We start from the raw sequence: 12625 nt of genomic DNA, 5'->3' as shown, positions 1-12625 counted from the left end.
CTCTTAATTTTTTGCTGACTTTATGTTTGCGATACTACGTATCGTCTTCGTTTGCTTCGACCGAAGTCTAAGCTCCTTGCACATTTGGTTCGTTCATTCTTTATTCAGTTTTCAAAGGTCAATCGTGCATCACTTGGTACGTGATAGCTTATTTATAATATCGCAACTTTCCGATTTCGTCAAGAACTTTTTTGAATTATTTATTCTTATTATTCTTGAAGCAAAATCGCTTGAGCAGCAACTTTTATATATTATCATTACGAAGCCGCACTGTCAACACATTTTTTGCGTTTAATTGTTCGGTGCTTCAGATAACTTATTAATACTAACACTTGGCCCCAGCCTTTGTCAATGCTTTTTGAACACAAAATTGACCAAAATGAGATTGGCTCTTTCAGTATCCTCAGATGCCCCCTGTACACTCCTTCGTAAAAGATGAACAACTATAGCCCATTAGGCAAAGAAACTGCATCAGCAAGGACTTCCTGACTTCTTGGAAGTCCTTGCTGATGCAGTTTCTTTAAGAGCAATCACACGGAAAGAGGCACTTTCCTTGCCAGCAGAAAAGCCCGAAAGGCCGATTCGCCGGCATTTGTGATCAGTTTTTCCGTTTGCGAAATGGCTGTATCCAAATCCATCGGTTTGTTGATGATATCCAAAACCAGGTCGATGCCTGTCGCATAGATCGGTCCGAGGTCATCATCACTGCTGCCGACCACCGCGATGACCGGTAAGTGATGTTTCTTCGCCAGTTGGGCGATGCCCACCGGCGCTTTTCCGTTCAATGATTGCGAATCCATTCTGCCTTCTTCGGTGATGACAAGGTCAGCATCAATGAAATGTGATTCGATTTCGAGGATGGACAGGACTTTCGAGATGCCGCTGTAGCTTTTCGCTCCACAAAAAGCCATCAAACCGGCTCCCAATCCTCCTGCCGCACCCGCTCCGAGCGCTTCAAGTACAGCTATCCCTAAACATTCTTCAACCTTTTCACCATAGTGACGCAATAACTGGTCCAATTTCCGGACATCTTCCGGGGTCGCCCCCTTCTGAGGACCATAAATATAGGAGGCTCCGTTCTCTCCACATAAAGGATTCGTCACATCAGACAGGATCGTGAAGGTGACGTCATGGATGCGTGTATTCAAACCACTGTCATCTTATAGAAGTAATGTCTCCCAACTTCCCTGCGCCAAAAGGGATTTCATTCCCTTCGCTATCCTTGAAAGAGACCCCCATTGCTTGCGCCATCCCGACTCCGTCGTCAGCGACAGGAACCTTGACGATTTCCACTTTACGGTTCAGGCGCAGGATTCCTTGTTCGATTTAGTCCTCCACTTGGATGGTTGACGCGCTGCCCTTAAAGGAATCGGCAGCGATTACTATTTTAAATTCTTTCTCCATTCATTTTGCCCCTTATTTGCGTTTCTCCAAAGCGATTTCCACTTCTTCCACAGTCAGCAGATCCCCCGGGATGCCCAAAGCCTGTGCGATCTTCATGGCTTGGGGCTGATCCAGATAGGCTTGCTGCAGAAGGTCTTTTTTGCTGAAGACTTCCCTGGCAGCGCCTTCGATCAGCAATTGTCCTTGACTGAAGACGACGACGCGTTCAAAAACGGCTGCCGCAAAGTCCATGTCATGCAGAATGCACAATACGGCTTTCCCTTCTGCCTGCAGGTCTTCGATCACCTTTTTGATGATTGCTTTCCCGGCCGCGTCCTGCCCCATCGTGGGTTCATCGAAAATAACGATAGGCGTGTCCATCGCCAAAATCGAAGCCAAGGCCACCATCTTTCTTTGGGCCAAGTTGAGGTCGTATGGGTTCACCTTCTCGACATCAACCAGTTCTACTTGGGCCAAAGCCGCGCGGGAACTGGCCCTCGCCTCATCCAAGGACAGCCCGATGTTCAACGGACCGACCATGACTTCATCCAAAACGGTATTCTTGAAAATCTGGTCATCGGGGTTCTGAAAAACCAGGCCGATTTTCTTGGAAATCTGGGCAACCGTCAAAGTTTTCAAGTCAGTCCCGTCCAGCAGAATCCTGCCGGAATCAGGGCGCAAGAGTCCCTTCAGCAGCTTCACGAAGGTCGTTTTGCCCGAGCCGTTCTGCCCGATGATGGCAGTTTTCCGATCAGCCAACACTAGATTGATACCCTTTATGACGGGTGTCGCTTTATCGTAGGCAAAATGCAGCTTCTCTATTTCCAGTTTATTCATGAGGGACACCTTCTTCCGCAAGCAGCACTTTCAGCTCATCCAATTCCACAGGATAATGCCCATTGGTCTTCCGTTTGTTCAAATGGCGGGCGATCGCGGTAACGGCTGGCGGTTGCACTCCCAGAGACGCCAAGTCCTCGCGTGAAAAAACCGCTTCGGGCGTATCATAGGCGATCAATTTTGCATCATCCAAAAGCAAGACCCTGTCGGCGTACTGCGCGATTTTTTCCATTTTCTGCTCGGCCATGATGATCGTGATGCCTTCTTTTGTAAGGTTCTCCACCACTTTGAAGACCTCTTCTGACCCTTGCGGATCCAGTTGGGAAGTGGGTTCATCTAAAATCAGCACTTTCGGCTTCATCGCGACCACACCGGCGATCGCAACCCGCTGCATTTGCCCGCCGGAAAGATCGAACGGGTTCTTGTCCTTCACTTTGCGGATGTCCAGCAAGTCCAAGCTTTCTTCGATCCGCTTGATGATTTCGTCGCGCGGCAGTCCCATGTTCTCCAGACCAAAGGCGATTTCCTCATACACTGTAAACCGCGAGCCCGTAATCTGGGAAAAAGGATTTTCGAACACCAAACCGGCTGCTGCAGTAACTTCACTCACATCCGTCGTACGCACATCCAAACCGGCTATCATTACCGCTCCGCCGTAGGCCCCTTTAAAGAAGTGCGGCACCAAACCGCTCAGCGCATAGCACAAAGTCGATTTACCGGCGGTGTTCCTTCCAATCAGGCCGATGAATTCGCCCGCCTCGACCGAAAAACTGATGCCGTCCAACGCCAATTTCGTCGTGTCGGGATAGCGATATTTCAGATTCTTTACTTCTATGATGCTCATCCCATCACCCTCCAGACGATCAAACCGGCCAGAATCAACAACAGCAAAATATTCAACAAAGTACTGTAACGATAGGACTTTGCTTCATTCAGATAGGTTTTCGGCGTGTCCCTGTCGAAACCGCGGACATCGAGCGCGATCGCTCTTTCCCGGGTATCGTTCAGGGCGTTCAGGATGACCGGTCCCAACAACGGGAAGAAGGCCTTTATCCGAACAAACAGACTGCCCTCAGTCTCCATCCCGCGCGACCGTTGCGCATCCTGGATTTTGCCATAAGTGGCTCGAAGTTGCGGAATGATCTGCAGGACTGAAAGGATGACATAGCCGATTTTCGGGGACATGCCTTTCTGCTGCAGCCGTTCGACAAGTTCAGTCGGCGAAGTCGTCAGCACCAATACTCCAAAGGCGCTGACCATATTGATGACGCGCATAGTCAGACGAAAGGCGATAACCAGGCCCTCTTTGTAGAATTTTATCGGGCCCAATTCATAAAGCAACGTTTCATTGGCAGGATTGAAAAAACCCTGCACTATGACGATCGACAAAATCAATAAAAAACTAAGCGCAATCACCGGCATAACGTTGCGGAAAACTTTCCCCACCAACAAGATGCCAAAACTGGTCAGCATGACTGCTGCGACTTCCCACAGATTATCCAGTAAATAGGCCGCGGCGATGCTCACGACGACATAAAGCATCTTCGTCAACGGATCCAAACGATGGATCGGCGAGTTGCGCGGCACATACAAGGTCATTGCATCCATTCAAATCAGCCCCTATAATTCTTCTATCGCGCCATCCTTCAGGAAAGTGTTCGTAAGTTTCTTCGGCAAACCCTTGAAGACAAAGTAACTGATGAGCACCGTCACTAATTTATCCGGCACATCCACAACGATGCTGTCCAGGAAAGAAGCCAGCCACTGCGGTTGTCCGTTCGAAATCAACAAAGCGTAGAGTGCATCCCCCCAGACATTCCCGGTTTGGCCACCCCAAAAGAGGATGTTCAAAGGCGTTGAGACGGTGGCTGCAACCAATCCGATGATCAAACCGGCCAACAGCACGGTCTTGATGTCCTTGAACCAGCCTTTAGCGGCAAACAGACCCGCCATCAAACCGATGACTGCGCTGGTGACCGCATAAACTGTCGAAATCGGATCAGCCGTGACGCCGTAGATGACATTGTTGATGATCCCGGAAGCGGCACCGATGACCGGTCCCGCCAACATACCGGACAATACCGTTCCGATCGAATCCAGCCAAAGCGGCAGACGCAATACGCCCGCGATGTATTTGCCGAGATAATTGATCCCGATCGCGATCGGGATCAGGACGATGGAAGCCGTAGACAACTTATAGCTCAGTTTCCTTTTTGTTTCTGCATTCATTTTATTTTCCTCCTTTTGCCTGATGCCACGCATGAAAAGCGGATAATGCCAGTTTGATTTGATTCTGTTCCCCTTGCTTGGTTGCCGCTTCTCCGGAAACGAATTGACGGACGCCTTCTTCCATCCCTTCATTCGGACCGACGACGACATTCAGCAATGAAGCGGTCTTCAACCCTCTCAGTGCCCCAACAACGAACAAAGTGGCCGTTTCCATATCCGATCCGACGATGCCGTGGCCGCTCCAATAAGCAGTAAGTTGCGCTTCACGGGCGGTGTAGAAACTGTCGTGGCTGCGGACAATCCCCAAACGGTGAGGGATCCGCTCCGTTTCCGCAATTTCCCGCAGATGCATCAACAAATCCAGATCGGCAACGGCGGGATATGTGGAATCGACATAGGCCTTGCTGGCACCATCATCCCGGACCGCTGCCGTCGCGATGATCACATCGCCCAAATGCACTTCCCGATGTAAGGACCCGCAGCTGCCGATACGGATGATGCCTTCTATTCCGATCTTTGCCAGCTCTTCGATTGCTATCGCTGTGGATGGTCCGCCGATCCCGGAGGAAATGACCAATACCCTCATTCCTTGATAAGTCCCCAGAACACTCTTGTACTCACGGTTGAACGCCAAATCGACTGCGTCGTCCAATAGTAATTTCGCTCTTTCAACGCGGGCTGGATCACCCGGCAACAGCGCATATTTCACATCCAGATCGGCTGATAATTGAATGTGCGCCTGCAATGTTTGTTCCATTTCTCCACCGTCCTTTTCGCAACGTTCGACTCCGGAATAGCCAGACAAAACATCAAGATACTGATACCCTATTATGCACTCAGTATAGCACAGAGCCCTTCGACTGGCATCGGATAACCCTTGATGGAACGGCTCCTTCCTTTTCGAAAGCGATGCGGATTTTTTTATTATCAAGTATACCGGCTTCCAAGCCGAAACGATATATCCCCCAGTCCAAAATCTTGCCTTCCGGTTCGGTTTAATCCTGTTACACGATACATACGACGGTTTAATGATGTATAATAAGCCTTGGAGCAAATGAACATGAACAGAAAGAAGGCGGAAATAAATGAATCTTGAAAAATTGATTGAAAAGATTGCAGCATTCAAAGCAAGCCATCCGGAAGGTACGTTTGAATTCTTCGTGCAGCCGCAACGGGATTTGGATGATCTTTATGCCGAACTGCTGATACTGGATGTCCTAACAGATGCAGAGGGCAACGCTACAGCCCGCGCTGAGGAAGCGTTGATCACGTTGGAAAACCCGTCAAATGATGAGCTGGCCATGCTGGAAGACATCGCCGAATCCTTAAAACAGTATCTATAGAAAGAACTCCCCGAAGGACCTGCAAAAATGCAGGGCTCCTTCGGGGAGTTTCTTTATCTTCCATTAGTTATTCGGCTACTACTGCAGGCACTGCTTCAGCGGAAGAGAACGTTCCGATCGGAAGATGATCGTTCAACAGTTCCGATTCTGGATCCAATGCAGCTTTCTGTTTCACGCCGGTTGTCCAGTAAAGTGCCATGATCGCTACGGTTGCGACCAGACCGACCAGGTAAGTGGCCGTCTGCAGCCCCATCCGGAATCCGATCGGCTCGCTCAGGATATAGACGACGCAGGCATAAAGCATGAATGTTGCAGGCAATAAGGTAACCAGGTAATTTTTGTTTTTCAGGTACAAGTAACGCGTCGACATCAGCAAAGCGATGACGGCTGTAACTTGGTTCGCCCAGTTGAAGTATCTCCAGATCAGGTTAAAATCCACTTTAGTAAGGAAGAACGAGATGATAAACAATGGAATCGTCATCATCAGGATCTTTTTCATTGAATCCTGTTTGATGTTCATGTAGTCAGCCAAAATCGTGCGCAGACTTCTGAAAGCGGAGAGACCTGAAGAAATCGGCAATACGATGACGCCGATGATGGCGACCGTACCGAAGACATTCCCCAACAACATAGTGGAAACTTGGTTGACGACTGCTGATGGCGTACCGGCATCAATCATTTGACTCAATGTTTGGCCGTCGAACAAGGCCATGGAAGCTCCAGCCCAGATCATGGCGATGACGCCCTCTGCAATCATCATGCCGTAGAAAAGGAAGCGGCCTTCCCGCTCATTCGTCGACGTCCTAGAGACCATCGGCGCTTGGGTTGCATGGAAACCGGAAATGGCCCCACAGGAAATCGTAAAGAAGATGGCCGGGAAAATCGGTGTGCCTTTCGGATGGAAATTCTGCATAGTGCCCATCGTCAATTCAGGCAGGTTATGGCCGCCCGTCAGCAAGCTGATGCCGATGGCGATTGTGCTGATGATCAGGATTGCGCCGAACCAAGGGTAGACTTTCCCCATCGCCTTGTCGATCGGCAGGATAGTGGAGATGAGATAGTAAGCAAAGATCAAAAAAGTAATGATGCCGATCGTCATCCAATCGGGCGTGATGCTGGCGATCAGATTGGCCGGCGAGATAACAAAGACTGTAGCTACCAGCATCAACAGCAGCATAGCGAAGATGTTGACGACGTGCTTGACTGGTTTGCCTAGGTATTTGCTGGCCAACTCCGGCAAGTGCGCGCCGTCGTTCCGCAAGGAAATCATCCCGACCATGTAATCATGGACGGCTCCTCCGAAGATACAGCCAACGATGATCCAGATGTAGGCAACTGGCCCGTAAAGCGCTCCCATTATCGGCCCGAAAATAGGACCCGTTCCGGCAATATTCAACAATTCAATGATGGCATTTTTTGATTTTGACATCGGGACAAAGTCATATCCATCCTTCAGTGCTTCAGCGGGGGTCGTTCTTTCCGGATCGATGGAAAAGTTCTTTTCGATGTAGCGCCCATAAGTAAAGTAACCTAGAATCAGTAAGGCGATTCCTCCAAGTAAAGTAAGCATCTTTTTTCCTCCTTCAATATAAATGTGCGGCCAACACGTTCTTTCTATGCCCTTACTTTACTGGAGAAAAAGAAACTTTTGGGTCATTTGCGCCCGAAACGACAAAACTGCAGGCTGAGTTGCACGCCTGCAGTCCTGAAATTCATTTAATTTTGGATCAGATACCTACTATTTCCTTAAAGTCCTTCATATAAGAACGGCTGACGGGTATCTTCAAACCGTTGCTCATCGTCAGTTGGAATGTATTGTTGAACCATGGTTGGATTTCCTTTATTTCCTTCAGATTGATTAGAAAGGCGCGGTGAACCCTCAGGAACGGGTGTCCGCCGACCTTTTTCTCGAGCGCACTGAGCGGTTCGTGGATGATGTACTCCATATTTTTCGTATAGATGGTCGTTTCGCCGTTCTCGATCCCGATGGCGATGATTTCCGGGACCTGCAGCATATAGATGCGCTCGTCCATTTGGATGGGCAGCACCTGCAGCCCCATATCCTTCAGCTGCGACGGTTCCAGTTCACCGATCTGCTGGTTACGGTACTGTCCGTAGGCTTTTTTGACCGCCTGCTGGATCCGCTCCAATTCAAAAGGCTTCAGCACGTAATCGGTCGCATTCAGTTCAAATGCTTTGACAGCATAATCGTCATAGGCCGTAGCGAAAATGATCATCGGCGGGTTCTTGATTTTATTGATCTTACCGGCCAGCGAGAGGCCACTTTCATTCGTCAGGTGGATGTCCAAAAAAATCAGGTCCATCGGTTCCTCGAGCATCGCCCCCAGCGCTTCCTCGATCGACTCCGCTTGGGCGATGGCACTGACGCCTTCGCATTGTCCCAGCAGGTACGCCAGTTCATCCCTTGCCAATGGTTCGTCATCCACAATCAATACCCGCATATTCATCCCTGCCTTTCTTGATAGGGTACCGTACAATAGACGGTCGTTCCTGTTGGTGAAGATACAAAATGTAATTTGGCCGATTCGCCGAACAGGCTGATTAGCCGTTTATTCAGATTTTCCAATGCCGACCCGGTGCCTTCCAGCGATGACAATGTTTCTTTGCCTAACTTCTCCAAGCGATTGGAATCAATGCCTTCCCCGTTGTCCCGGACGGAAATAAACACCCCATCCGGACTGTTTTTCACGTCGATCAATACCCGATTATCGGTTTTCCGGCTGCCGAAAGCATGCTTGAACGCATTCTCCAGCAAAATCTGAATCAGGAAAGGCGGCAGCAGAACTTCCTCCAAGCCTTCCTCCACGGAAATATCGACTTGGTAGCGATCAGGGAAACGAGCTTGTTCCAATGAACGGTAAGCTTCCACTTGCATCAGTTCCTTCATCAACGGAATCAGGTTGGTGCGGGCGCCCTGCAGATTGGCCCGGAAAAAGTTACTGAGTTGGATCAGCAGCTTCCGCGCTTTTTCGCTGTCGACTCGGATCAACGCCGAAACAGTGTTGATGGCGTTAAAGAAGAAATGCGGATTCACCTGTGCCTGCAAAGATTTGATTTCTGCATCCTGCAACAGCTTGCTCTGCAGTTCGATCTCCCCAAATTCGATCTGGCTGGAGAAGATATTGCCAAGGCCTTCCGCCAACTGCCTTTCCACAAAGGTCAATTTCGCCGCATCCGTGAAATACAGTTTCAAAGTACCGATCGTTTTACCTTGCGCCTTGAGCGGAATGACGAGCGCCGCTTCCAAGGGACAGTCCGGATGGTTGCAGCCGATTTCGTCATGGGAATGGACTTCCCTGAGTTCCCCTGTCCGCAGCACTTCTTTTGACAAATCCGTCAAGATTTCATTTGAGGCGATGTGGTGATCGCTGGCTGCGCCGACATAGGCCAAAATCTGTTCGGTGTTCGTGATGCTTACGGCGGATACCTTCATCAATTGTTGGATGATTTTGGCCGCTTCCGTGCACGAAGCCTCGTTCATCCCGGAACGGAAAAAAGGCATCGTCTCGTTCGCCAATTGGAGCACATCATGCGTCTGCACAGCCTTCGTCTGTTCGACTTGGCGCAGCGTGGATCCGATGATGGATAGGAAAATGCCGGTCCCCATGCTGTTGACGAGAATCATCGGAAATGCAATGAATGTCACCAGATCCCAGGCGGACTGAAGATTGCGGCTCAAAATCAGGATGCTGAGCATTTGGACACCCTCCGTCACGGCGCCAAGCATAAAGCCTTCCTTTATCGTTGGATAGGTATTTTTCCGCATCGTTTTGATGCCGTACAGACCGGAAATGAGCCCAATCAATATGGAAGAAATCACATAAATATAGGCCTCTTCCCCGCCTTGGAAGAAACGGATGACGCCCGAGATGATGCCGACGGATGTGCCAACCAACGGCCCGCCGATCAGACCGGCGACGCCGATCGTGAGCACCCGTGTGTTCGCCAAGGATGCTCCTTCAGAAAGTTTCATCAGCACTTGGTCGGATACGATGCGGTCCTGGCTGATCTCAACGCCCGTGTAGTTCGATATGACCGCGAAGAGGCCGAATACGACAATCAGCGCCATTTTAGTGCTCAAGCGTTGGCGTTCCCCTAATCTGTCCCTGAAATAGTGGATATTCATCAGCAGGTAAGCCAAAATGATGATCAGCCCGACCCGCTCCAATATCAAAATGAATAAATTAAACATGACCGCTCCTTTCCGGAAAATGATTATCTTTAGTTTACACCAGAAGCACCTAATTTGTGCACAAAAAACGATAGCCCAAGCTTTGCGCTTCAGGCTATCGTTCCTTTATCAAGCTATCAGAAGTTATCCGCAATCCGCTGGAATTGGTGATGCAGCTCGTCCATCACCACGAAGCGGGCTTCGCGGATCATCTCTTTGCCTTCGGCGAACAACAGCAACGCCGGAACGGTGAAGACGGTGAATTCGCCCGCGACTTCCGGGATGTCATCGGCGTTTGCCTGGATTGCTTTGATTGCCGGGAACTCTTCCAGCATCTCCTGCACTTGCGGTTGGACCGCATGGCAGACGCCGCAGTTCGTCCGGGAAATGTATACGAACGCTAATTTGTTATCAGTGATGAAGTGACGGATTTCTTCTATTGAACTTGCTTGTTGAAAATTATTTGGATAAAACACAATTTGACCTTCTTCCTCTTTCATTTTTTCGTCATTATAGCACGTGAATCGGAATAAGTCCGGTTTGCGGATTGACCAGCACTACGCTACTAAGTTCTCTTTGTGATTCGCGCACCACCTCCTATTTGAACTTGGGACATGAAAACGCTATACTGAAAATAAAAAAAGGTGGTTTTTCAGATGATGTTCGAACTCAGGGTTACACTTTTGGATGTTGGCATACCGGTTTGGCGGGATATACAATTGGATGACGACACGACTTTCTCCGATCTGCATTTCATTCTCCAAAGTGCATTCAATTGGTCCGATCTCCACCCACATACTTTCCGGTTTGCCCAGCCGCATAAAGATACATTGGCAGAAACCGATCGTCTGCGGGACCATATCCAAGGAAAAGACGATAAAATCATTTACACGTACAACATGGAAGAAAACTGGGAACATGAAATCATCCTGCAAAAAGCCTTTGAAGCAAAGGCAGACGTTCTCTATCCCCGTTGCGTGCGCGCCGAGAATCTGACGCCTGAGGAAGACCATACCCGCCTGGACATCACCGACGGCACACTAGACCTCGCGTACAAAGATTCCGGGGAAATCGCGAAAGCAATCAATGAAGAATTGGCCTATCTGAACGTCAGCGGCTTAGGCGAAGGCCTGCCGGGGCTTGATGAAGATGAATGGATAGCCCTGGATGATGACGAAGATGAATGGGAAGATGACGGCGGCCATCTTTGACCGGCTGACAATAACAAAAGGCAAGCATTCGGGCTTTTATTGAGCCGAATGCTTGCCTTTTGTTGTCGGACATATCGCGTATGGCCGGGTTGTCCGATAACACCCAATTATCGGACAACCACAAGCAAAAAACTCCTGCACTCGAATGTGAGTGCAGGAGATGGTTTTTATGCTTATTTCTTAATAAGGAATTGCCTATTGAGCTGTTTCTGTAATCGATTTGGTTGCTGTTTTTTTCTTGTAAACAAGATCCAGGATCAGACCTGCAGCCGCAACCACGATCGCGACATAGAAAGCTTTGGTGAAGTCACCGTTGTTCGCAGCAGCGATACCCGCTGTTACTTTAGGTGCAACGAAAGCGGATGTCGAGTAACCGATGAACACAATACCGTAGTTGACGCCTTGGAATTTCGGTCCGAAGTTATCCATGACTAATGAAGGGAACACGCCCATCACACCGCCGAAGCATAGGCCTAAACCAACGATTCCTAGTGTAAAACCGAACATCGATTTTACGAAAATAAGAACCAAGAAAGTAAGAATGATGACACTATACATGATGCTGATAGTCGTTGGTTGGCCCAATTTATCGGAAACAGCGCCCCAGATAACGCGACCCATTGTATTGCTGAGAGAATACACGCTGACATAAACGGCTGCCGCTGCTGCGGATAGGCCGAACATAGATTGTCCGATCGGTGAAGCGTTTGAAGCGATCATCAAGCCTGAGAAAGCACCCATGGCGAACATCAGAATGATCATATAGAATTTTGGATCCTGCAACATTTCTTTCCAGTTCTTGTTTACTACCGGTTTATTTGCTGCTGCAGTTGCCGCTGCGTTCATATTTTTTGGCATGTAATCTTTCGGTGCAACCTTGATGAAGAGGCTGCAAGTGAAGCTTATGATGGCATAGGCGATACCCATCCGCACGAAAGTATCGGCAACGCCAATACTTTGGATCAGTTGGTTCGCGATCGGAGCTGCGATGATGGCTGCTCCGCCCATACCTGCTGTGATCAAGCCGGAAGCCAAACCTTTTTTATCCGGGAAGAAACGGATCGTGTTGCTTAGGCAGCCTGAGTAAGCGAAGCCTTGTCCGAAACCGGCCATCAAACCATAATACACATACAATTCAGTCAAAGTTGTAGCTGTACCCGCCAAAGCAAAACCGACGCCGAACAATACCGCTCCGGCCATCGTGCTCCATTTCGACCAACCTTTGTCGGTCAAGAAGCCGCCTAAGATCATCGGAATCGGCCCTAAAGCCGCGTTGATCGCGAAGGCTACCATGACCTCAGCCATTGTCCAACCCCTTGCGGCAGACAACGGTCCTGCCAACACGCTGAAAGCATAAACCGCACCCGTACACATCAAGATACCCATGGAGCTGACCAAGACAGCCCAACGATTAATTTCCTTTTTCATCA

Annotated in this window: 14 protein-coding genes; 2 read left to right on the top strand and 12 right to left on the bottom strand. The window is 49.3% G+C overall.

All coding sequences use genetic code 11. The annotated features are described in order from the left end of the window. Positions 1-530: 530 nt before the first annotated feature. The 7 genes from WBM30_RS07815 to WBM30_RS07785 all read right to left on the bottom strand — a co-directional run bounded on the left by WBM30_RS07815 (position 531) and on the right by WBM30_RS07785 (position 5206). Entirely contained in the window at positions 531-1148 is a 618-nt protein-coding gene (locus WBM30_RS07815) for a glycerate kinase (protein WP_424900171.1), read from the bottom strand. 7 nt (positions 1149-1155) lie between these two features. Then, positions 1156-1239, bottom strand: a complete 84-nt coding sequence (locus WBM30_RS07810; protein ID WP_424900174.1) for a hypothetical protein — start codon at positions 1237-1239, stop codon at positions 1156-1158. A 177-nt stretch (positions 1240-1416) separates the two neighbouring features. After that, entirely contained in the window at positions 1417-2220 is an 804-nt protein-coding gene (locus tag WBM30_RS07805) for an energy-coupling factor ABC transporter ATP-binding protein (RefSeq protein WP_424900170.1), read from the bottom strand. Beyond that, positions 2213-3064: an energy-coupling factor ABC transporter ATP-binding protein gene (locus tag WBM30_RS07800; protein WP_424900169.1), complete on the bottom strand. Its 852-nt coding sequence runs from the start codon at positions 3062-3064 to the stop codon at positions 2213-2215. The genes WBM30_RS07805 and WBM30_RS07800 overlap by 8 nt, the downstream gene beginning before the upstream one ends. Continuing rightward, complete coding sequence (locus WBM30_RS07795; protein ID WP_424900168.1) at positions 3061-3828, bottom strand: energy-coupling factor transporter transmembrane component T family protein; 768 nt, start codon at positions 3826-3828, stop codon at positions 3061-3063. Before WBM30_RS07795 ends, WBM30_RS07800 begins: the two co-directional genes overlap by 4 nt. Positions 3829-3840: 12 nt before the next feature. Continuing rightward, positions 3841-4449 (bottom strand): ECF transporter S component, encoded by a 609-nt coding sequence (locus WBM30_RS07790; RefSeq protein WP_424900167.1) that lies wholly within the window; start codon positions 4447-4449, stop codon positions 3841-3843. Position 4450: 1 nt separating this feature from the next. Beyond that, positions 4451-5206: a nucleoside phosphorylase gene (locus WBM30_RS07785; protein ID WP_424900166.1), complete on the bottom strand. Its 756-nt coding sequence runs from the start codon at positions 5204-5206 to the stop codon at positions 4451-4453. 328 nt (positions 5207-5534) lie between these two features. On the opposite strand from WBM30_RS07785, the gene WBM30_RS07780 reads away from it, so the two are divergent. Beyond that, positions 5535-5792, top strand: a complete 258-nt coding sequence (locus WBM30_RS07780) for a hypothetical protein (RefSeq protein WP_424900165.1) — start codon at positions 5535-5537, stop codon at positions 5790-5792. Positions 5793-5859: 67 nt separating this feature from the next. Here WBM30_RS07780 and WBM30_RS07775 read toward each other — a convergent pair whose 3' ends face one another. The 4 genes from WBM30_RS07775 to WBM30_RS07760 all read right to left on the bottom strand — a co-directional run bounded on the left by WBM30_RS07775 (position 5860) and on the right by WBM30_RS07760 (position 10460). Next, the gene (locus WBM30_RS07775; protein WP_424900163.1) at positions 5860-7362 is read right to left on the bottom strand and encodes a carbon starvation CstA family protein; all 1503 of its coding nucleotides are present in this window, start codon (positions 7360-7362) and stop codon (positions 5860-5862) included. Positions 7363-7519: 157 nt separating this feature from the next. Continuing rightward, complete coding sequence (locus WBM30_RS07770; protein WP_424900162.1) at positions 7520-8254, bottom strand: LytTR family transcriptional regulator DNA-binding domain-containing protein; 735 nt, start codon at positions 8252-8254, stop codon at positions 7520-7522. A 2-nt stretch (positions 8255-8256) separates the two neighbouring features. Next, positions 8257-10005 carry a LytS/YhcK type 5TM receptor domain-containing protein gene (locus WBM30_RS07765; protein WP_424900161.1) on the bottom strand — a complete coding sequence of 583 codons (1749 nt, stop codon included), beginning with the start codon at positions 10003-10005 and terminating at the stop codon, positions 8257-8259. A gap of 116 nt (positions 10006-10121) precedes the next feature. Further along, a complete protein-coding gene (locus WBM30_RS07760; RefSeq protein ID WP_424900160.1) occupies positions 10122-10460 on the bottom strand; it encodes a thioredoxin family protein in 339 nt (112 codons plus the stop codon). 180 nt (positions 10461-10640) lie between these two features. On the opposite strand from WBM30_RS07760, the gene WBM30_RS07755 reads away from it, so the two are divergent. Further along, on the top strand, positions 10641-11195 hold the full coding sequence (locus WBM30_RS07755) for a plasmid pRiA4b ORF-3 family protein (protein ID WP_424900159.1): 555 nt from the start codon (positions 10641-10643) through the stop codon (positions 11193-11195). 195 nt (positions 11196-11390) lie between these two features. On the opposite strand, the gene WBM30_RS07750 is transcribed toward WBM30_RS07755, so the two are convergent. Then, a complete protein-coding gene (locus WBM30_RS07750; RefSeq protein WP_424900158.1) occupies positions 11391-12623 on the bottom strand; it encodes an L-lactate MFS transporter in 1233 nt (410 codons plus the stop codon). Positions 12624-12625: the final 2 nt, after the last annotated feature.

Origin of the sequence: Trichococcus sp. (assembly GCF_049684335.1) — a bacterium.
GTDB lineage: Bacteria > Bacillota > Bacilli > Lactobacillales > Aerococcaceae > Trichococcus.
This window is presented reverse-complemented; position numbering and strand designations above follow the sequence as displayed.

What these genes read in the sequence shown, in the direction of transcription:
- WBM30_RS07810 (WP_424900174.1), bottom strand. Translation starts at nt 1,239, where the DNA reads ATGGGGGTCTCTTTCAAGGATAGCGAAGGGAATGAAATCCCTTTTGGC.
- WBM30_RS07805 (WP_424900170.1), bottom strand. Translation starts at nt 2,220, where the DNA reads ATGAATAAACTGGAAATAGAGAAGCTGCATTTTGCCTACGATAAAGCG.
- WBM30_RS07800 (WP_424900169.1), bottom strand. Translation starts at nt 3,064, where the DNA reads ATGAGCATCATAGAAGTAAAGAATCTGAAATATCGCTATCCCGACACG.
- WBM30_RS07795 (WP_424900168.1), bottom strand. Translation starts at nt 3,828, where the DNA reads ATGGATGCAATGACCTTGTATGTGCCGCGCAACTCGCCGATCCATCGT.
- WBM30_RS07790 (WP_424900167.1), bottom strand. Translation starts at nt 4,449, where the DNA reads ATGAATGCAGAAACAAAAAGGAAACTGAGCTATAAGTTGTCTACGGCT.
- WBM30_RS07785 (WP_424900166.1), bottom strand. Translation starts at nt 5,206, where the DNA reads ATGGAACAAACATTGCAGGCGCACATTCAATTATCAGCCGATCTGGAT.
- WBM30_RS07780 (WP_424900165.1), top strand. Translation starts at nt 5,535, where the DNA reads ATGAATCTTGAAAAATTGATTGAAAAGATTGCAGCATTCAAAGCAAGC.
- WBM30_RS07775 (WP_424900163.1), bottom strand. Translation starts at nt 7,362, where the DNA reads ATGCTTACTTTACTTGGAGGAATCGCCTTACTGATTCTAGGTTACTTT.
- WBM30_RS07770 (WP_424900162.1), bottom strand. Translation starts at nt 8,254, where the DNA reads ATGCGGGTATTGATTGTGGATGACGAACCATTGGCAAGGGATGAACTG.
- WBM30_RS07765 (WP_424900161.1), bottom strand. Translation starts at nt 10,005, where the DNA reads ATGTTTAATTTATTCATTTTGATATTGGAGCGGGTCGGGCTGATCATC.
- WBM30_RS07755 (WP_424900159.1), top strand. Translation starts at nt 10,641, where the DNA reads ATGATGTTCGAACTCAGGGTTACACTTTTGGATGTTGGCATACCGGTT.
- WBM30_RS07750 (WP_424900158.1), bottom strand. Translation starts at nt 12,623, where the DNA reads ATGAAAAAGGAAATTAATCGTTGGGCTGTCTTGGTCAGCTCCATGGGT.